Below are 19,164 nucleotides of genomic sequence, written 5' to 3' on the forward strand. Positions count from 1 at the left end.
GCGGGGTCGGGCACACCCCGCACCCCTTACTTGATCACCGCGTTCGCCACCACGACCACGACCCCCAGCATCGCGTCCACCACTCCGATGCCGATCGCGACCGTCCACGGGCGATGGGACCAGCGGGCCGTGACCAGGCCCAGGGCGAAGAGGAGGGTGATGTTGAGGATGAAGGCCAGGTACTCGACGCCGTTCGCGGGCCACCAGCCCCAGCCCGCCCCGGCCAGGAGAGCGACCGTCGGCAGGACCGCGGCGATGAGGGGCCACTCGGCGACCAGGGTGCGCAGGGCGTCCCCGCGGCGGTGCGGGGCGCGCTCGGCGATGTAGTGGGCGTAGCCGTGCGCGAGGGCGGAGGCGAGGGCGGTGACCAGGAGCCACGCGGCGTCGTAGCGGCGGCTGGCCTGGGAGGTGTGCCCGTACTGGGTGAGCGCGGCCACCATGGAGCAGGCGAGGACCGAGCCGTAGACGCCGCCGAAGAGGACGGCCTCACGGGTGTCGTGCTGGTGCGGCCGGGACGCGGCAGTCTCGGTGTCCACCATGTCCTCCACGATCACCCGGGCCGCCAGGTGCCGCCAGTTCGCGACGGAGTGTACGCCCACCTGCGCCGACACTCCACACACTGTCGGCGGACGGGCCGGGAACGATCTCGCTAGGGTCGCTCCATGGACCACAGCTTCGTACTGCACATCCCCGACGCCGAGCTCGAGTCCGAGCCCCTCGCCCGGGAGCAGATCGTCTCCGGGACGCCCGAGGTGACCGGGAAGGTGGTCTGGGAGTCGCAGGACGGACGGCAGATCCGGGGCATCTGGCAGATCACTCCCGGGGTCGTCACCGACACGGAGGCGGACGAGCTGTTCGTCGTCGTCAGCGGCTCGGCGACCATCGAGGTGGAGGGCGGGCCGACGCTGAAGGTGGGGCCCGGCGACATGGCCGTACTGCGCGAGGGCGACCGTACGACATGGACCGTGCACGAGACGCTGCGCAAGGCGTACGCGATCAACCTGTGACGGGGGCGGGGGCGCCGTTACTTGCCGTCCGGCGGGCCCGCCGTCGTCCCCCGGATCTCCAGCGCCGGCGCGGCGAGATCCGTACGGCCCTCTCCCCCGCGGCCCTCGAACCGGTCCAGTAGGCAGCGGGCGGCACGGCGGCCGACCTCGTGGCTGGCGTTGTCGACGGTGGTGAGCCAGACGTGGCGCAGCCGGGCGATGCTCGTGTTGTCGTAGCCGACGACGGACAGGTCGCGCGGGACGCTCAGGCCCAGTTCCTCGGCGGCCGACAGCGCGCCGATCGCGGCGATGTCGTTGACGGCGAACACGGCCGTGGGCCGGTCGGGGCGGCTCAGCAGCCGGACCGTCGTGCGGTAGCCGCCCTCCTCGGTCATGTCACTCGGCTCGACGAGCGTCTCGTCCTCGAGACCGTGCTCCCGCATCGTCGCCTCGAAGCTCCCCCGGCGCAGTTCACCGACGGCCCCGTACCCCGCGATGTGCGCGACACGGCGGTGGCCGAGGCCGATCAGGTGCTCGGTGACCAGGCGGGCGCCGCGCTCGTCGTCGTTGGCGACCACGTCCACCCCCGGCAGCCTGGGCTCGCGTGCGCCGGCCACGACCACCGGGAGGCGTTCGGCCACCGCCCCGAGCGCGGCCGGTTCGGGCAGTGTGCCGACGACGATCAGGCCGTCCACCCCGAGGTCGAGGAAGGGGCCCGCAGGGTCCTGCCCGGTACGGCGGTTGAGACGGGCGTCGGCCAGGAGCATGCGCAGGCCGTTGTCGTGGAGCAGGGAGTTGAGGCCGTCGAGCAGGTCGACGAACCAGGGGTTGCGCAGGTCGTTGAGGAGAACCCCGACCGTGCGGGTGCGCTGTTCGCTGAGGCTGCGGGCGGCGGCGTTCGGGCGGTAGCCGAGCTCGCGCACGGCCCGCAGCACGGCCTCCCGTTTCTCCGGGCGTACCTGGTCGGAGCCCCGCAGCACGAGGGAGACCAGCGACTTCGAGACACCGGCCCGGTCGGCCACATCACGGATCGTCGGCGGTCTCATGGGTATGGACCGTTCCACGCCGTCCGGCGGCTTGTCAAAGGGTTGACAGCGAGCCAAGACGGCACCCAAGGTGACCTGGACAGAATATGGACCGGTCCAAAGAGGGGCTGTCAGTCATGGTGGACACGCTCGGCGTCGCCGTCGTCGGATTCGGCTGGATGGGGCGGGTGCACACCCAGGCGTACGCCCGTGTCCCGCACCACTACCCGCGGCTTCCCCTGCGTCCGCAGCTCGTGACCGTCGCCGAGGAGGTGCCGGGGCGGGCCGAGGAGGCCGCCGCGCAGTTCGGGTTCGCCTCGACGACCCGCGACTGGCGCGAGGTCGCCGCCGACCCTCGGGTCCAGGCGGTCAGCATCACCGCGCCGAACTTCCTGCACCGCGAGATCGGCGTGGCGATGGCCGAGGCCGGCAAGCACATCTGGATCGAGAAGCCGGTGGGCCTCACCGCCGAGGACGCCCGGGCGGTGGCCGAGGCGGCCGCCAAGGCGGGGGTGCGGAGCACGGTCGGCTTCAACTACCGCAACGCGCCCGCTGTCGAGGCCGCCCGCGAGCTGATCGCCTCCGGCGAGATCGGCACGGTCACCCATGTCCGCATCCGGCTCCTCAGCGACTACGCGGCCCACCCGCAGGGTGCCCTGACCTGGCGCTTCGAACGTGAACGCGGAGGCAGCGGAGTGCTCGGCGACCTCGCCTCGCACGGCGCCGACCTGGCCCGCTTCCTGCTCGGCGACATCGCTTCCCTCACGGCCGACACCGCGATCTTCGTGCCGGAGCGCGCCCGGCCCACCGGCGCGACCGCCGGGCACACCCTCGCCACGGGAGAACTCGGGCCGGTCGAGAACGAGGACTACGTCAACTGCCTGCTGCGGTTCGCCTCCGGCGCCCGGGGTGTCCTGGAGGCCTGCCGGGTCTCGGTCGGCGAGCAGAACAACTACGGCTTCGAGGTGCACGGGACCAAGGGCGCGGTGTTCTGGGACTTCCGCCGTATGGGCGAGCTGGGCATCAGCCGCGGCACCGGCTACCAGGACCAGCCGGTCAGCACGGTGTATGTCGGCCCGGGCGACGGTGAGTTCGGCGCTTTCCAGCCGGGCGCGGCCAACGCCATGGGCTATGACGACCTGAAGGTCGTGGAGGCGTACCGCTTCCTGCGTTCGGTCGCCGAGGGCACGTCGTACGGGGCGACTCTGCGGGACGCCGTGCACAGCGCGGCCGTACTGGACGCGATGTCCCGGTCCGCGGAGAGCGGTTCGTGGGTGGACGTGTAGGAGGAGCCCCTTCAGTACGGCATGTTGTACGGCGTCACCACCTGTATCGCCGAAGGCGTCGCCGGCCCCGCGGGCGGCAGCGCCCCGTGCGCCCGCATCACGATGTGGCACGCCTCCCGCATGTCCTGCCGCAGGTCGTGGTGGAGGACCGCCGACAGGCGGTGTTCGCGCAGCAGCCGGTCGTTGTCGTGGTCGAGGTCGTGGGCCACGAACACCGCGCACTCCCTGCCCAGGTCCTCGAAGGCCCGCAGGGTGGCGATGTTGCCGCCGCCGATCGAGTAGACCGCGCGGATCTCCGGATCCCGGTCCAGCGCGGCCCTGACGAGGTCGTACTGCGTGGCGTCCAGGCCCTGGCCCTCGGCGATCTCCACCACCGCCCGCTCCGGGTGCCGGGTGCGCATGGCGCTGCGGAAGCCCATCTCGCGCTCCTCCTCGTTGCGGAAGAAGCCGCTGCTGAGGCTGGTGAGGACGTTGCCGGGGCGGTCGCCGAGCCACTGGCCCATGAGGTAGGCGGCGGTCGCTCCCGCCGCCCGGTTGTCGATGCCGACGTAGGCGAGGCGGGCCGTGGACGGCAGGTCGGTGACGAGGGTGACCACGGGGATGCCCGCCTCCGCGAGCCGGCCGACCGCGGCCGTGACCTCGGGGACGTCGGGAGCCTTGAGGATCACTCCCTGGGAGCCGCGCCGGACTATCCGATCGAGGGTCTTCGTCAGTTCCGCCACCGGCCCGGTCTCACGGAAGTGGAAGCGGGAGCGCAGGACCGCGGGGTGCAGCGCGGGCAGCTCGGCCTCCAGGGCGGCACGCACGGCCGTCGAGAAGCGCTCCGGTGTCTGCATCACTATGTCGATCATGAAGGTGCGGCCGACCAGCCGGACCTGGGTGCGCTGCCGGTCCAGGTCGGTGATCGCCTGACGGACCTCGCGGGCGGTGTTCTCCCGGACCCCTCCCCTGCCGTTCAGGACCCGGTCGACGGTGGCCTCGCTCAGCCCCGCCTGACGTGCGATCTCCCGGATCGGATAGGGGTGGCCCACGCGTGTGCTCCTTGAGGGGTTTTTGATGGCTGCCTGCTGGTTGTTCGACGGCTTTGTCATGACAAGAATGACAGCGCTGAGTCGCCCCTGTCACCGAGAGGACGCCGATGTCCTTCACCGCCGTACACCGCCGTGCCTGGCTGTCCGAGCAGGACTGCGACCTCGACTCGTTCCGCGCGCTCGTCGAGCGGACGGCCGACCCCGCCGACTACCCGCACGCCGCCGCCGTGGAGCGGAACGTCCTGCTGTACGACACCGAGCGCGTCCTCGGTGCCAAGGGCCGCAGGGAGGTCCAGGAGGAGCTGGTGCGAGCCCTGGCCGACGGCCCCGGGGTCGTGGTCTTCCAGGGGGCGTTCCCCGATCACGCGGTCGTGGATCGGTTCACCGAGGTCTTCGACTCGCTGATCCGCGAGCAGTACGCGGCGGGCACCACCGCGGGCGACCACTTCGCCAAGCCCGGCGCCAACGAGCGGGTGTGGAACGCACTGGAGAAGGCCGCACTCTACGACCCGGCCGCGTTCGCCGACTACTACGCCAACCCCGTCGTCGCCCTGGTGTCCGAGGCCTGGCTCGGCCCCGGCTACCAGGTCACCTCGCAGGTCAACGTGGTCAACCCGGGCGGCCTCGCGCAGACCGTGCACCGCGACTACCACCTCGGCTTCCTCTCCGACGAGGTCGCCGCGGCCTATCCGGCGCACGTGCACCGGCTCTCGCCCGTGCTCACGCTCCAGGGCGCCGTCGCGCACTGCGACATGCCCGTGGAGTCGGGGCCGACGCTGTACCTGCCGTTCTCGCAGCTGTTCGAGCCCGGGTATCTGGCGTGGCGGCGGCCGGAGTTCCAGGCGTACTTCAAGGAGCACCACGTCCAGCTGCCGCTCTCGAAGGGCGACGCCGTCTTCTTCAACCCGGCGCTGTTCCACGCGGCCGGGACCAACCGCACCACCGGCGTGCGGCGCATGGCCAATCTCCTGCAGGTGTCCTCGGCCTTCGGGCGTGCCATGGAGACCGTGGACCGGGAGGCCGTGTCGAACGCCGTCTACCCGGCCCTGCTGCGCCGCAAGGCGGACGGCGCCGACGCCGAGTGGCTGGACAACGTGATCGCCGCGAGCGCCGAGGGCTATCCCTTCCCCACCAACCTCGACAGCGACCCACCGGTCGACGGGCTCGCCCCGCCCTCCCAGGCGGACCTCGTACGACGGGCCCTCGCCGAGGGCTGGACCGCGCGGACGCTCCGGGACGAACTGCGGGCGGGCGCCGAGCGGCGCACGAGCTGACTCGGCGCCGCACGAACTGAAAGGTACTGGCACATTCATGGGACTTCTCGACGACAAGGTCGTCCTCGTCAACGGCGGCAGCCAGGGCGTCGGTGCCGCCATCGCCCGGGCCGCCGTCCGCGAGGGCGCGGTCGTGGCCGTCACCGGCCGGCGCCCGGAGCCCGGAGCGGCGCTGGTGGCGGAGCTGGAGGCGGCCGGCGGCAAGGCGCTGTTCGTCCGCGCCGACCTCGCCGACGCCGAGCAGGCCAAGGCGTCCGTGACCCGGGTCGTCGAGGCGTACGGCCGGGTCGACTGCCTGGTGAACTCCGCCGGGCTCACCTCCCGGGGCACGCTCCTCGACACCACGCCCGACCTGTTTGACCAGCACATCGCGATCAACCTGAAGGCGCCGTTCTTCGCGATGCAGGCGGCGGTGGGGGACATGGTCGGCCGCAAGGCACCCGGCACGGTCGTCAACATCATCACGTCCTCGGCGCACGGCGGGCAGCCGTTCCTCGCGCCCTACGTGGCCGCGAAGGCCGGCCTGATCGGCCTGACCCGCAACGCGGCGCACGCCCACCGCTGGGACCGGGTGCGGATCAACGGCCTGAACATCGGCTGGACGGCGACCGAGGGCGAGGACGCCACCCAGAAGACCTTCCACGGCGCCGGTGACGACTGGCGTGAGGAGGCCGCCGCCAAACTCCCCATGGGCAAGCTCGGCCAGCCGGACGAGATCGCCGACTTCGTGGTCCTCCTGCTGTCCGACCGCTCGGGCGTGGTCACCGGTTCGGTGATCGACTGGGACCAGAACGTCCTGGGCGGCCTCGACTGACCGTTCCGCCCCCGAGAAACACCGCTCGCAAGAAACACCCTCAAGGAGCTGCACCCTCATGCGTATCGGAATCCTCGGCCTCGGCCGTATCGGCGCCTTCCACGCCGAGACCCTCTCCGGACTCGACGCGGTCGAGTCACTCGTGCTCACCGACCCCTTCGCGGAGGCCGCCAAGTCCGCCGCGGAGCGGTTCGGCGGTGAGGTCGTGGACTCGCCCGAGGCCCTGCTGGCCTCCGGCGTGGACGGCATCGTGGTCGCGGCGGCGACGGACGCCCACCCCGGGCTGATCCTGGCCGGCGTCGAGGCCGGCATCCCCGTCTTCTGCGAGAAGCCCGTCGCCAAGCACATGAGCGACGGCGTCGCGGTCCTCAGGGCCGTCCAGGGCAGCGACGTACCGATCCAGATCGGCTACAACCGCCGCTTCGACACCGGTTTCGTCAACGCGCGGGCCGCCGTGCAGAGCGGTGAGCTGGGCAAGCTGCACACCGTGCGCTCCACCACCCTCGACCCGGCCCCGCCGCCGGCCGCGTACATCGCCGCCTCCGGGGGCATCTTCCGGGACTGCTCGGTGCACGACTTCGACATCATCCGCTGGGTCACCGGCCGCGAGGTCGTCGAGGTGTACGCCGTCGGCGGCAACCGGGGCGCCGACTACATCAAGGAGGCGGGCGACGCCGACACCACCGGCGCGATCCTCACCCTCGACGACGGCACCATCGCGGTGATCTCCAACTCCCGCCACAACGCCCGGGGTTACGACGTCCGCATGGAGATCCACGGCTTCACGGACTCCATCGCCGTCGGCCTGGAGGACAAGCTCCCGCTGCGCTCGGTCGAGCCCGGTGTGACCTTCCCCGCGGGCACCCCGCACGACTTCTTCATGGACCGCTTCACCGCGGCCTACCGCGCCGAACTCACCGCGTTCACCGAGGTCGTGGCCGGCACCCGGCCCTCCCCGTGCACCATCGCGGACGCCCTGGAGGCGGGCTGGATCGCCGAGGCGTGCACGCTGTCCCTGCACGAGCACCGCCCGGTGACGATCGCCGAGGTCCGCTCCGCCTGAGCTCCGCCTGAGTCCGCCGCCGTGTCCCGGGCGCCCGTGCCCGGGACACGCGGGGGTGAACGCCGCGCCCGCGACGCCCGTTTACGGTCACGTGATCTCTCCGTACGACCATGAGAGCCTCCCACGTCCGACCGACCCAGGAGTCACGAGCATGCAGGAGTTACGCGAGACCGCAGGCCCCCGAACCGTGGCCGTCGTAGGTGCGGGACCGAGCGGTCTGGCCGTCGCCCGTGAACTGGAGCGCGCCGGGCACCGGGTGACCGTGCTGGAGGAGCAGGACACGGTGGCCGGGAAGTGCCAGAGCGTGCACGTCGACGGGTACGCCTTCGACCTCGGCGGTCACATCTGCACCAACAGGTACGAGCGGATCGCGCAGTTGCTGACCGAACTGGACGTGGAGACGGAGCGCACCAGCCGCTACCGCGTCCTGGACGCCGGGGGACATGTCCTGCGGCAGCCGATGGCGTTCCTGCGCGACGGCTCCCTGCAGCGCTACCGGGCCCTGCGCGAGAGGGAGTTCCCCCGCATCGGCGAACCCGGGCTCGCCCACTCAGCGCGAGCCCTCGCCGCGCCCGTCGCCCGGTGGATCGACGAGCACGGCCTCGACTCCATGGCCGAGTCCTTCGGTACCGGGTACACGGCCGCCGGGTACGGCCATCTCGACGACGACATTCCCGCGCTGTACTTCGTGAAGTACGCGGAGATGACCGGGCTGCTGGACCCGGGCCGCGAACTCCTCGGCCACCGCGGCGACTTCACCCTCGTGGGCGGGTTCGCCACGCTGTGGCGCCGGGTCGCGGAAGAGCTGAAGGACGTGCGGTGCGGGGTGCGCGTGACGTCGGTGGAGCGCCGCGGGGACGGGGTGCGGTTGCGCACCGAATCGGGGCCGGTCGAGGCGGACGACGTGGTGATCGCGGTCGCGCCGGACCGGGTCCTGCCGGTCCTGGACGCCACCGACGAGGAGCGCGACCTCGCGGCGCGGATCCGCGGCAACGCCTACCACACCACCCTCGCCGCCGTGTCCGGGCTCCCGGGGGACGCCTTCTACTTCCTGGCCGCCCACACCGCGAGCCGCGAGAGGGCCGGCCACTGTGTGTCGTACCACCACCGCTACCCCGGCAGCGAGGTGCGGACCTTCTACTCCTACGGCCGCCCCGGTGGCGTCACCGCGCTGCTGCGGGAGGACATCGAGACGCTCGGCGGGCGCCTCACCGAGGTGCATCTCCAGCGGGAGTGGGCGTTCATGCCGCACTTCGGCAGCGCCGACCTCATGGACGGCGCGCTGGACCGGCTCGACGCGCTGCAGGGCCGCAACCGCACCTATTACGTCGGCGGGCTGCCCGCGTTCGAGCTCGTCGAGTGCGCCGTGGCCCACGCCCAGGACCTCGCGCGCCGCCACTTCCCGCCCACCGGGGCACACTGACCCGGCAGGATCACGGCCCTGCCACGATCGAGGAGGAACGGCAGACATGAGCGAACCGCTGCGCATCGGAGTCCTGGGAGCCGCGCGGATCAGCGGGGCCTCGCTGATCGGCCCGGCCCGGGCGACCGGCCACCGGGTCGTGGCGGTGGCCGCGCGCGACCGGGCCCGCGCCGAGGCCTACGCGGCCGAGCACGGTGTGGAGCGGGTGGCGGGGTCGTACGCCGAACTGATCGCCGACCCCGAGGTGGAGGCCGTCTACAACCCGCTCGCCAACGGGCTGCACGGGCCGTGGAACCTCGCGGCGCTCGCCGCCGGCAAGCATGTGCTGAGCGAGAAGCCGTCGGCGAGCAATGCCGAGGAGGCCGCGGAGGTGCGGGAGGCGGCCGCGAAGGCCGGGACGGTCTTCATGGAGGCCTTCCACTACCTGTTCCACCCGGTCACCCGGCGCCTCCACGAGATCCTCGCGAGCGGGGAGATCGGGGAGCTGCGGCACGTCGAGACCATGGTCGCGATCCAGGCGCCGCCGGATGACGATCCCCGCTGGTCGCTGCCGCTGGCCGGCGGGGCGGTGATGGACCTCGGCTGCTACAGCCTGCACGCGCTGCGCATGCTGGCCCCCTGGGCGGGCGGCGCCCCGCGCCTGATGTCCGCGCGGGGCGGCGAGAGGGCGGGCGCTCCGGGCGTCGACGAGTGGCTGGACGCCGATCTGGCCTTCCCGGGCGGTGCGACCGGGTCGGCGCGTTGCCACATGGCGTACGACCGGCTGGAGATGAGCTGCCGCATCATCGGTTCGCAGGGTGACGTCCGCGCGCCGAACTTCGTGCTGCCGCACACGGACGACCGGGTCGTGGTGCGCACGGCCGACGGCGAGCGCACCGAGCGGCTCGGCACCCGGTCGTCGTACACCTACCAACTGGAGGCGTTCGCGGACCGGGTGCGCGGAGGTGCGCCGCTGCCGCTGGACGCGGACGACGCGCTGTCGACGATGACCTTGATCGACGCCGCCTACCGGGCGGCCGGGTTCGAGCCGCGGCCGCGCGTGTCCTAGCTGTCGCGCAGCTCGGCCAGGCAGTCCAGTGCCGAGGTCAACTCGCCCGCGCCGTGCGGCTTGCGGGCCTCGGCCACCGCCTCCACGGCGTACGCGCCGGCCTCGGCCGGGTCGCCGGTGGCGCTGTGGCAGCGGGCGAGGTCGACCAGGAGCCGTACCCGCAACGGCAGGACGATCTCGGGGGCGGCCCACGCGAGGGCGCCCCGAAGCGCCGCCCGGGCCTCGGGGCCCACGCCCAGCGCGTCCTCGTACCGGCCCAACGCCCGCAGTACACCGACCAGTTCGGAAAGCACCTGCGGCCGTACCAGCTCGACGTGCGCCAACTCCCGCAGTGACATGGCGGCGAGGAGCGCGGCACACTCCTCGTAGACGGCCACGGACTCCTCGCTGCGGCCGACCGCGGCGAGCAGCATCCCGTAGGTGCGCAGCGCCCCTGGCAGGCTTCCGAGCGCGCGGTCCCCGCGGTCGGGGGCGGACAACGCGCGGTAGGCCTCCACGCTCGCGTGGGCCACCGCCACGGCCTCCTCGGCCCGGCCGATGCCCGCGAGCGCCTGTGCCCGCACGTCCCCCAGGAAGGCACTCAGCGCCGGCGACTCCTGGTCCGGCACGTCGGCTGCGGCCGCGTACGCATCCTCGTGGCGGCCGGACAGCAGCAACGCGTGGGCGCGCAGCGCGAGGGCGCGCCCGAGACCGTCCTCATCGGCCGTCGCGCGGTAGACCGCGACCGCCTCGTCGGCCCAGGCGAGCCGCCGGGCGGCCGACGGCGACCGCAGCCCCGCCCAGGACGGCGTGACGCAGTGCGACAGTGCCGCCCCGAGCAATGGTCCGCCCTTCTCCGGCGCCAGCCGGGCCGCCGCGCGCGGCAACGGCAGCAGTATCCGTACGAGTCCCATGCGCACCCCCTCGCCGCCCCGCCGAGGACAGCCGCGCCATGGTGGCACAGGGGCTCACGCCGATGCCGCGATTCACCGAGTACGTAGCGAGCACGGGGGAACTTCGCCGAACTCCTCCCGCACAGCACGCAGTCAGTCGTACAGCGCGGGCCGTTCCACGAGTTCCACCGGCACCCGGCCGCCCTCGTTCAGCGACCGTACGCCCGCCTCGCACACCGCGGCCGCCGCATAGCCGTCCCACACGCCGGGGCCCGTGACCTCGCCGCGGCGGGTGGCGTCGACCCAGGCCTGGACCTCACGGTCGTAGGCGTCGGCGAAGCGTTCGACGAAGTCCTGGGCGATGGTGCCGCCCCAGCGCCCCGCCATGTTGGTGACCATGGCGTGGCCGTCCCCGATGCGGGCGGTGCCGCGTTCGCAGACCGCCTCGGCCTGGACCTGGTAGCCGAAGCCGCAGTTGACGAAGATCTCCACGTCGGAGAGGGCGCCGCCGTCGGTCTCGAACATGACGAACTGGGGGTCCTGGAGGTCGCCGGGGGCGTTCGCCGAAGGGGTCGGGCGCAGCACGGTGACCGCCGTGATCTCGTGTCCGAGCAGCCAGCGGGTCACGTCGGCCTCGTGGGCCACGGAGTCGCTGATCAGCATGGAGCTGGTGAAGAAGGGCGGGCTCGCGGTGTTGCGGTGCCGGTTGTGCAGCATGAGTGGCCGCCCCAACTGGCCGGTTCCCAAAAGGGACTTGAGCTTCATGTACTCGGCGTCGTAGCGCCGCATGAAGCCCACCTGGGCCCGCCGCCGCCCCAGTCGCTGCTCGGCCTCCATGACGCGCAGCGCGGAGGCCGCGTCGGGGGTGAGCGGTTTCTCGCAGAGCACCGGCAGGTCGTGCTCGAAGGCATGGAGGAGGGCCGCCTCGTGGGCGGGGCCGGGTGAGGCGATCAGGACGGCGTCCACGTCGGCCGCCGCCATCGCGGAGGCCGGGTCGGTGTAGGCGGTGCAGCCCTCGACGCGGGCGGCGATCTGCTTGGCGCGGTCCGTGTCGAGGTCCACCACGGCGCTCACCCGGGCACCGCTGACGACCTCGTGGAGACGGCGGACGTGGTCGGCGCCCATCTTGCCGGTGCCGATGACGGCGACGCCCAGCGTGGCTCGCTCGGTCATGGTCATCCCTTCAGGCGCCGCAGGACCTCAGGAACTCACGGGTGCGCACCGCGATCGGCAGCGGCTTGTCCGGCTCGCACGGGTACATGTCCTGCTCGACGATGGCGAACAGTTCCACACCGAGCTTCTGCGCGGCCACCAGGACCGGCTCCAACTCGGGTACGCCGGACGGCGGTTCGCACATCACCCCGCGCTGGACGGCCGGGCCGAACGGCACCCCGTCCCTGACGACGTCCGCGAGGATCTCCGGGTCGACCTGCTTGAGGTGCAGATAGCCGATGCGCTCGCCGTACGTTTCGATGAGCTTGACGCTGTCCCCGCCGCAGTAGGCGTAGTGCCCCGTGTCCAGGCAGAGGTTGACGAGCTCGGAGTCCGTCGAGTCCAGGAAGTGCTCGACGTGGTCCTCGGTGTCGAGGTGGGTGTCGGCGTGCGGGTGGACGACGAGGTCGAGCCCGTACACCTCCTTCACCTCGTGGCCCAGCCGTTCCATGCCCTTGGTGAGGTGCGCCCACTGCTCGTGGGTCAGCTCGGGCGGCTCCAGGAGCTCGGCGGTCCTGTCGTCGCGCCAGAAGGACGGGATGACGACGAGGTGCCGGGCGCCCATGGCCTGGGTGAGCGCGGCGACCTGGCTGACGTGCTCCCAGGTCGGCTCCCACACCGAGGGGCCGCGGTGCAGACCGGTGAAGACCGTGCCCGCCGAGACCTTGAGGTCGCGCCGGGCGATCTCGTCGGTGAGGCGGGCCGGGTCGGTGGGGAGATAGCCGTACGGCCCCAGCTCGATCCAGGAGTAGCCCGCCTCGGCGACCTCGTCCAGGAAGCGTTCCCACGGCACCTGGACCGGGTCGTCGGGGAACCAGACGCCCCAGGAGTCCGGGGCAGAACCGACGCGGATACGGTCGAGCGGGGCCGCCATCTCAGGCCTTCCCCTCGCCGGCGGTGGCCGCGGTGAGGTCGTCCTCCTCGGGGAGGGCTTCGGTGTCGACGCCGCGGACCTGGGACAACTCGTGCTTGAGCGCGGCGAGTTCGGCGCCGCCGGCCATGTGGTTGGTGAGTTCTTCGAGGGTGATCCGGTCGCGTGCGGCGGACAGTTCCATGGTGCCCAGGCGCAGCACGCTGAAGTGGTCGCCGACCATGTAGGCGTGGTGCGGGTTGTGGGTGATGAAGATGACCCCGAGACCGCGGTCGCGGGCGGCGGCCACGTACTTGAGGACGACGCCGGACTGCTTGACGCCCAGGGCGGCGGTGGGCTCGTCCAGGATCAGGACGCGGGCGCCGAAGTAGACGGCGCGGGCGATGGCCACGCACTGGCGCTGGCCGCCGGAGAGGGTGCCGATGGGCTGTTCGAGGTCGTCCAGGACGATGCCCATCTCGCGCAGCTCGTGGTCGGCGGTCTGCTTCATCTTCTCGATGTCGAGACGCCGGATCGGCCAGGGGCCCTTGGTCATCTCGGAGCCGAGGAAGAAGTTGCGCCACACCGGCATCAGCGGGACCACGGCCAGGTCCTGGTAGACGGTCGCGATGCCCTTGTCGAGGGCCTCGCGCGGGGTGGTGAAGCGCACCGGGGTGTTGTCGACGAGGAAGTCGCCCTCGGTGTGCTGGTGCAGCCCGGAGATGATTTTGATCAGGGTCGACTTGCCGGCCCCGTTGTCGCCGAGCACGCAGGTGACCTGGCCGGGATGGACCGTCAGGTTCACCCCGTGCAGGGCGCGGATGTTGCCGTAGGACTTGCCCGCGCCGCGCAGCTCGACGATCGCCCCGCCGTCGCCGCCGGGGGCGGTCTCGGGGGTGTCGGCGAGGATCGCGCCGTGCGGGCCGGTCTCTTCAGTGGTCATAGTGCGGTTACCTCCGGGTCGCGGTGCGGCTGACCCACAGATTGATCATGACGGCGCCCAGCAGCATCACGCCGAGGAAGGCCTTGAACCAGTCCGGGTTCCAGTTGGCGTAGACGATGCCCTGCTGGACCATGCCGAACATGAACGCCCCGAACACCGGTCCGATCGCGCTGCCCGCGCCGCCGGTCAGCAGACAGCCGCCGATCACCGCGGCCGAGATGTAGATGAGCTCCTGGCCGACGCCCTCGCCGGACTGCACGGTGTTGAAGGAGAACAGGTTGTGCATGCCGACGAACCAGGCGGCGAAGCCGACCAGCATGAACAGGCTGATCTTGGTGAAGGTCACGGGGACACCCACGGCCCGGGCGGAGTCCTTGTTGCCGCCCACCGCGAAGATCCAGTTGCCGTACTTGGTGCGCAGCAGCACCCACGTGGCCAGCGCGGCGAAGATCAGCCAGTACACGACAGTGATCTTGATCTGGACGCCGCCGACGTCGAAGGACGATGCGAAGACCTTCTTGGCCTGGTCGAAGCCGTCCATGTCGGAGATGTCGTCGGTGGCCACGTTGCCGGTGACCAGCTTGGTCACCGCCAGGTTCACGCCCTGCAGGATCAGGAACGTGCCCAGGGTGATCAGGAAGCTGGGCAGCCCGGTCCTGACGACCAGCCAGCCGTTGAGGAACCCGATCGCCAGCGCCACCAGCAGCGCCACGACGATGCCCACCCACACGTTCAGGGTGAGCTGGAAGGCGAACATCGACGCGGTCAGCGCCGAGGTGATCACCGCGACACCGGAGGAGAGGTCGAACTCCCCGCCGATCATCAGCAGCGCGACCGGCAACGCCATGATCCCGATCGTCGACGACTGGTAGAGGATGTTCGCCATCGAGCTGCCGTCGCGCACCGGCGGGGCAGCGATCAGGAAGAACACCCACACCGCCACCGCGCCCAGGAACACGCCCACCTCGGGGCGCGCCAGGAGCCGCAGGGCGAGTGGTCGTTCCGTGGTCCGGCCGTCCTTGACCTTGCTGGGGCCGGAGGCCGGCGGTGTGGTCACCGCCGGCTCGGCGTGCTGGGTCATACCCATCACCTGGTGCCCTTCGCGGCGAACTTGGCCACGGCCTCGACGTTCGACTTGTCCACGAAGGCCGGACCGGTCAGCACCGGCTGCTCGCCGCCGCCCATGTAGTTGCCGTTGCTCTTGTAGAGCCACAGCGAGTCGATCGCCAGGTAGCCCTGGAGGTAGGGCTGCTGGTCGACGGCGAAGGCGATGGTGCCCTTGCTGATGGCGGTCGTCAGGTCCTTGTTGAGGTCGAAGGTGGCGACCTTGGCCTTGCTGCCGGCGTCGGAGCCCGCCTGCGACGCGGTCAGCGCGATGGGGGCGCCGAGGGCGACGACGTAGTCGATGGACTTGTCCTGGCTGAGCTTGGCGGTGATCGTCGACTTCACGGACGGCATGTCGGCGCCGTTGACGTTCAGCGTCTGGAACTTGCCGGAGAAGGTCTTCTTGACTCCGTCACAGCGCTGGGTGAGGCCGATGTTGCCCTGCTCCTGGATGACACAGACGGCGCTCTTGGCGCCCTCCTCGTTCAGCCGCTTGCCGAGCGCCTCACCGGCCACGGTCTCGTCCTGGCCGAAGAACTCCATGAGGCCGAGCTTCTGCCAGTCGCTGACACCGGAGTTGAGGCCGACGACGGGTATGCCGGCCTTCTTCGCCTTGGCCACGACGTCCTTGAGGGCGTCGGGCTTGGCGAGGGTGATGGCGATGCCGTCGACCTTCTGGTCGATGGCGTTCTGGACGAGGTTGGCCTGGCCGCCCGCGCTCGGGTCGGCGGAGTAGACCAGCTTGACGTTGTCCTTGGCGGCGGCGGCCTGGGCGCCCTTGCGGACGATGTCCCAGAAGGTGTCGCCGGGCGACTGGTGGGTCACCAGCGCGATGGTCATCCGAGGGGTGGTGGCCTTGCCCGCGGAGGCGCCGTCCGCGCTCTCCTCGGACTTCTTGCCGCCCGAGCTGCTGGAGCAGCCGGCGAGCGTCAGGGCCGCGGCCGCAGCCAGGGCCACGGCGGGAGCGAATCTCCGCGAACGGGAGAGAGAAGAGCGGTCCATCTTTCCTTGCACCTCACTGTGCGACGGGGGAACGTCGGGAAAGGGGGCGGGATCTACGAAAACGCGCCAACTTGCGTTGGGACGGGATCCAACTCCCCTGGCGCGGCCGCTGTCAATACTTTGTTAAGACATCATTTCACGATCAGGTCCGAATGTAAGTACAAACTATTGACAGCGTCGCCCTTCGAGCCCTACACCTGGGATGCAACGGGCCCGGAGGGCCTCGCATCCCCAGTCCGGATCGAGGAGCGTCGCGCATGGTCGAGCCAGTCCAGCAGTTCGACGTGATCAGTATGGGCCGGATCGGAGTTGATCTCTACCCGCAGCAGTCCGGGGTGCCGCTGGCGCAGGTCCGGTCCTTCGGGAAGTTCCTCGGGGGGTCGGCCGCCAACGTGGCGGTCGCCGCCGCCCGGCTCGGCCGCTCCGCCGCGGTCATCACCCGCACCGGAGCCGACCCCTTCGGTACGTATCTCCACCGGACCCTCACGGATCTCGGCGTCGACAACCGCTGGGTGACGCCGGTGGAGGCCTGTCCGACCCCGGTCACCTTCTGCGAGCTCTTCCCGCCGGACGACTTCCCGCTGTACTCCTACCGCCAACGCACGGCGCCTGACCTGCGGATACACACCGACGAGCTCGACTACTTCGCCATCCGCGCGGCCCGGATCTTCTGGATCACCGGCACCGGACTGAGCGAGGAACCGAGCCGCTCGGCCACGCTCGCCGCGCTGAAGTGCCGCGACCGGGCGGGCACCACGGTCTTCGACCTCGACTGGCGGCCCGAGCTGTGGAGCGGCACGGCCTGGGCGGACCCCGACGAGGCCCGCCCCTACTACGCCGAGGCCCTGCGGCACGCGACGGTCGCGATCGGCAACCTCGACGCGTGCGAGATCGTTACCGGGGTCCGCGAACCCCGGGCGTGCGCCGAGGCCCTGCTGGCGGCGGGCGTGGAGCTCGCCGTGGTGAAGCAGGGCCCGAAGGGTGTCCTCGCCGTGCACCGGGACGGCACCACGGCCGAGGTCCCGCCGATCCCGGTCGAGGTGGTCAACGGTCTCGGCGCCGGTGACGCCTTCGGCGGCTCGCTCTGCCACGGCCTGCTGTCCGGCTGGGAACTGGAGAGGACCGTCCGGTACGCGGGCGCGGCCGGCGCCCATGTCGCCGCCCGCCTCGCCTGCTCCTCCGCGATGCCGACGCAGGCGGAGGTCGACGGTCTCCTGAACGGCGTCCCGTCGTGACCGGCCCCCCCGTCAGCGGCTCCGCGTACGGGCCACGGGGCTGCCGTACGACGATCCCGGCACCCGGCGGCAACCGGTCCTCCTTCCCCCTCTACACCGCACCGGAGAAGTCCTGATGAGCACCACCACCCGTCTGACCGTCGCCCAAGCCCTGGTCCGGTTCCTGTCCGTCCAGTACACGGAGCGGGACGGCGTACGGCACCGGCTGATCGCCGGGACCTGGGGCATCTTCGGCCACGGCAACGTGGCGGGCATCGGGCAGGCCCTCCTGGAGGCGGGCGAGGACGCGATGCCCTTCCACCAGGGCCGCAACGAGCAGGCGATGGCCCACGCGGCCGTCGGCCACGCCCGCCAGCTCAACCGCCTGTCGGCCCAGGCGGTCACCACGTCGATCGGTCCGGGCGCCACGAACCTGGTCACCGGCGCTGCCCTGGCGACGATCAACCGCCTCCCGGTCCTGCTCCTGCCCGGCGACTACTTCGCCACCCGCGCCGCCGACCCGCTCCTCCAGCAGCTGGAGCACCCCACGGAGGCGGACGTGTCGGTGAACGACACCCTGCGCCCGGTGTCCCGCTACTTCGACCGCGTCCACCGCCCCGAGGCCCTGATCCCCTCCGCCCTGCAGGCCATGCGGGTGCTGGCCGACCCGGCCGAGACCGGCGCGGTCACCCTCGCCCTCCCCCAGGACGTGCAGGCGGAGGCGTACGACTGGCCGGAGGAGTTCTTCGCCGAACGGGTGTGGCGGGTACGGCGGCCCGCGCCGGACCCGGTGGAGCTGGCGGAGGCGGTCAGGGCGATCCGGTCCGCCGGCCGCCCCCTGATCGTGGCGGGCGGCGGAGTCCACCACAGTGAGGCCGAGGAGGCACTGAAGGCCCTGGTGGACGCCACCGGCATCCCGGTCGCCTCGACCCAGGCGGGCAAGGGGTCCCTGCGCCACGACCATTCCGCCGACGTGGGCGGCATCGGCCACACCGGCACGGCGGTCGCCGACGACCTCGCGCGCACCGCCGACCTGGTCATCGGCGTGGGCACGCGCTACTCCGACTTCACCACCGCCTCCGGCACCCTCTTCCAGAACCCGGACGTCCGCTTCCTCAACCTCAACATCACCGCCTTCGACGCCCACAAGCTGGCCGCGCGGACGGTCGTGTGCGATGCGCGAGCGGGCCTGGACGCGCTCACGTCGGCGCTGGAGGGCCACCGCGTGCACGCGGCCTACGAGGCCGAGTACGGCACGGGCAAGGAGCGCTGGGAGCAGGTCGTGACCCGGGCCTTCGAGGCGGCGGACGAGAGCGCGGTGCCGACCCAGACCCAGCTGCTGGGCGCGCTGGACGCGGTCGTCGGCGACGAGGACGTGGTGATCAACGCGGCGGGCTCGCTCCCCGGCGACCTGCACAAGCTGTGGCGCGCCCGGAGCCCGCGCCAGTACCACCTGGAGTACGGCTACTCCTGCATGGGCTACGAGATCCCGGCGGCGATCGGGGTCCAGCAGGCGACCCCGGACACCCCGGTGTGGGCGCTGGTCGGCGACGGCACGTACCTGATGATGCCGACGGAGCTGGTCACCGCGGTCCAGGAGGGCCTGCCGATCAACCTGGTCCTCATCCAGAACCACGGCTACGCCTCCATCGGCGGCCTGTCGGAGTCGGTGGGCGGCGAGCGCTTCGGCACGGCGTACCGCCACCGTGATCCTGCCGACGGTTCGTACACGGGGGCCCCGCTCCCGGTCGACCTGGCCGCGAACGCGGCGAGCCTCGGCATGGACGTCCTGCGCGCCAAGACCGTCCGGGAGCTGCGGGAGGCCCTGGCCACGGCCCGCGCCTCGGACCGCCCGACCTGCGTCTACGTCGAGACGGACACCGCGACCCCGACCGCTCCCCCGGCGGAGGCCTGGTGGGACGTGCCGGTGGCACAGACGGCGTCGCGCGAGGCCGCCGTGCGGGCGCGGACGGAGTACGACCGTCAGGCGGCCGCTCGCCGCACCCACCTGTGACGT

18 protein-coding genes are annotated in these 19,164 nt (G+C 71.6%); 9 read left to right on the top strand and 9 right to left on the bottom strand.

What is annotated here, in order from left to right; all coding sequences use genetic code 11:
• Positions 1 to 26: 26 nt before the first annotated feature.
• Positions 27 to 539 (bottom strand): hypothetical protein, encoded by a 513-nt coding sequence (locus ACGFWE_RS04455; RefSeq protein WP_352382478.1) that lies wholly within the window; start codon positions 537 to 539, stop codon positions 27 to 29.
• 123 nt (positions 540 to 662) lie between these two features.
• On the opposite strand from ACGFWE_RS04455, the gene ACGFWE_RS04460 reads away from it, so the two are divergent.
• Complete coding sequence (locus ACGFWE_RS04460) at positions 663 to 1,007, top strand: cupin domain-containing protein (RefSeq protein WP_352380520.1); 345 nt, start codon at positions 663 to 665, stop codon at positions 1,005 to 1,007.
• A 17-nt stretch (positions 1,008 to 1,024) separates the two neighbouring features.
• On the opposite strand, the gene ACGFWE_RS04465 is transcribed toward ACGFWE_RS04460, so the two are convergent.
• Entirely contained in the window at positions 1,025 to 2,032 is a 1,008-nt protein-coding gene (locus ACGFWE_RS04465; protein ID WP_393597787.1) for a LacI family DNA-binding transcriptional regulator, read from the bottom strand.
• Between the two features lie 116 nt (positions 2,033 to 2,148).
• Between ACGFWE_RS04465 and ACGFWE_RS04470 the strand changes: the two genes are divergently transcribed.
• Positions 2,149 to 3,297 carry a Gfo/Idh/MocA family protein gene (locus ACGFWE_RS04470; protein ID WP_393597789.1) on the top strand — a complete coding sequence of 383 codons (1,149 nt, stop codon included), beginning with the start codon at positions 2,149 to 2,151 and terminating at the stop codon, positions 3,295 to 3,297.
• 11 nt (positions 3,298 to 3,308) lie between these two features.
• On the opposite strand, the gene ACGFWE_RS04475 is transcribed toward ACGFWE_RS04470, so the two are convergent.
• Positions 3,309 to 4,328, bottom strand: coding sequence for a LacI family DNA-binding transcriptional regulator (locus ACGFWE_RS04475; protein WP_393598929.1), 1,020 nt, complete (start codon positions 4,326 to 4,328; stop codon positions 3,309 to 3,311).
• A gap of 107 nt (positions 4,329 to 4,435) precedes the next feature.
• Here ACGFWE_RS04475 and ACGFWE_RS04480 point away from each other — a divergent pair, with 107 nt between their 5' ends.
• The 5 genes from ACGFWE_RS04480 to ACGFWE_RS04500 all read left to right on the top strand — a co-directional run bounded on the left by ACGFWE_RS04480 (position 4,436) and on the right by ACGFWE_RS04500 (position 9,950).
• Positions 4,436 to 5,602 carry a phytanoyl-CoA dioxygenase family protein gene (locus tag ACGFWE_RS04480; RefSeq protein ID WP_393597790.1) on the top strand — a complete coding sequence of 389 codons (1,167 nt, stop codon included), beginning with the start codon at positions 4,436 to 4,438 and terminating at the stop codon, positions 5,600 to 5,602.
• 37 nt (positions 5,603 to 5,639) lie between these two features.
• Positions 5,640 to 6,416, top strand: coding sequence for an SDR family oxidoreductase (locus ACGFWE_RS04485; protein WP_393597792.1), 777 nt, complete (start codon positions 5,640 to 5,642; stop codon positions 6,414 to 6,416).
• Positions 6,417 to 6,474: 58 nt separating this feature from the next.
• Positions 6,475 to 7,479: a Gfo/Idh/MocA family oxidoreductase gene (locus ACGFWE_RS04490; protein ID WP_393597794.1), complete on the top strand. Its 1,005-nt coding sequence runs from the start codon at positions 6,475 to 6,477 to the stop codon at positions 7,477 to 7,479.
• Positions 7,480 to 7,630: 151 nt separating this feature from the next.
• Positions 7,631 to 8,902: a protoporphyrinogen/coproporphyrinogen oxidase gene (locus ACGFWE_RS04495; protein ID WP_393597796.1), complete on the top strand. Its 1,272-nt coding sequence runs from the start codon at positions 7,631 to 7,633 to the stop codon at positions 8,900 to 8,902.
• A 46-nt stretch (positions 8,903 to 8,948) separates the two neighbouring features.
• Positions 8,949 to 9,950 carry a Gfo/Idh/MocA family protein gene (locus ACGFWE_RS04500; protein WP_393597798.1) on the top strand — a complete coding sequence of 334 codons (1,002 nt, stop codon included), beginning with the start codon at positions 8,949 to 8,951 and terminating at the stop codon, positions 9,948 to 9,950.
• On the opposite strand, the gene ACGFWE_RS04505 is transcribed toward ACGFWE_RS04500, so the two are convergent.
• The 6 genes from ACGFWE_RS04505 to ACGFWE_RS04530 all read right to left on the bottom strand — a co-directional run bounded on the left by ACGFWE_RS04505 (position 9,947) and on the right by ACGFWE_RS04530 (position 15,933).
• On the bottom strand, positions 9,947 to 10,843 hold the full coding sequence (locus tag ACGFWE_RS04505) for a hypothetical protein (RefSeq protein ID WP_393597800.1): 897 nt from the start codon (positions 10,841 to 10,843) through the stop codon (positions 9,947 to 9,949). The two genes, ACGFWE_RS04500 and ACGFWE_RS04505, sit on opposite strands and share 4 nt — an antisense overlap.
• A gap of 132 nt (positions 10,844 to 10,975) precedes the next feature.
• The gene (locus tag ACGFWE_RS04510) at positions 10,976 to 11,995 is read right to left on the bottom strand and encodes a Gfo/Idh/MocA family protein (RefSeq protein WP_393597801.1); all 1,020 of its coding nucleotides are present in this window, start codon (positions 11,993 to 11,995) and stop codon (positions 10,976 to 10,978) included.
• 10 nt (positions 11,996 to 12,005) lie between these two features.
• Entirely contained in the window at positions 12,006 to 12,908 is a 903-nt protein-coding gene (locus ACGFWE_RS04515; RefSeq protein WP_393597803.1) for a sugar phosphate isomerase/epimerase family protein, read from the bottom strand.
• Between the two features lies 1 nt (position 12,909).
• Positions 12,910 to 13,827, bottom strand: a complete 918-nt coding sequence (locus ACGFWE_RS04520; RefSeq protein ID WP_393597805.1) for an ATP-binding cassette domain-containing protein — start codon at positions 13,825 to 13,827, stop codon at positions 12,910 to 12,912.
• A 7-nt stretch (positions 13,828 to 13,834) separates the two neighbouring features.
• The gene (locus ACGFWE_RS04525) at positions 13,835 to 14,914 is read right to left on the bottom strand and encodes an ABC transporter permease (RefSeq protein WP_393597807.1); all 1,080 of its coding nucleotides are present in this window, start codon (positions 14,912 to 14,914) and stop codon (positions 13,835 to 13,837) included.
• The gene (locus ACGFWE_RS04530; RefSeq protein WP_352380543.1) at positions 14,914 to 15,933 is read right to left on the bottom strand and encodes a sugar ABC transporter substrate-binding protein; all 1,020 of its coding nucleotides are present in this window, start codon (positions 15,931 to 15,933) and stop codon (positions 14,914 to 14,916) included. The genes ACGFWE_RS04525 and ACGFWE_RS04530 overlap by 1 nt, the downstream gene beginning before the upstream one ends.
• A 257-nt stretch (positions 15,934 to 16,190) precedes the next feature.
• Here ACGFWE_RS04530 and iolC point away from each other — a divergent pair, with 257 nt between their 5' ends.
• A complete protein-coding gene (gene iolC / locus ACGFWE_RS04535; protein ID WP_352380545.1) occupies positions 16,191 to 17,168 on the top strand; it encodes a 5-dehydro-2-deoxygluconokinase in 978 nt (325 codons plus the stop codon).
• Between the two features lie 115 nt (positions 17,169 to 17,283).
• Complete coding sequence (iolD, locus tag ACGFWE_RS04540) at positions 17,284 to 19,161, top strand: 3D-(3,5/4)-trihydroxycyclohexane-1,2-dione acylhydrolase (decyclizing) (RefSeq protein WP_393597809.1); 1,878 nt, start codon at positions 17,284 to 17,286, stop codon at positions 19,159 to 19,161.
• Positions 19,162 to 19,164 lie beyond the last annotated feature (3 nt).

The sequence above is a fragment of the Streptomyces sp. NPDC048523 genome (genome assembly GCF_043199815.1).
Lineage (GTDB): Bacteria > Actinomycetota > Actinomycetes > Streptomycetales > Streptomycetaceae > Streptomyces.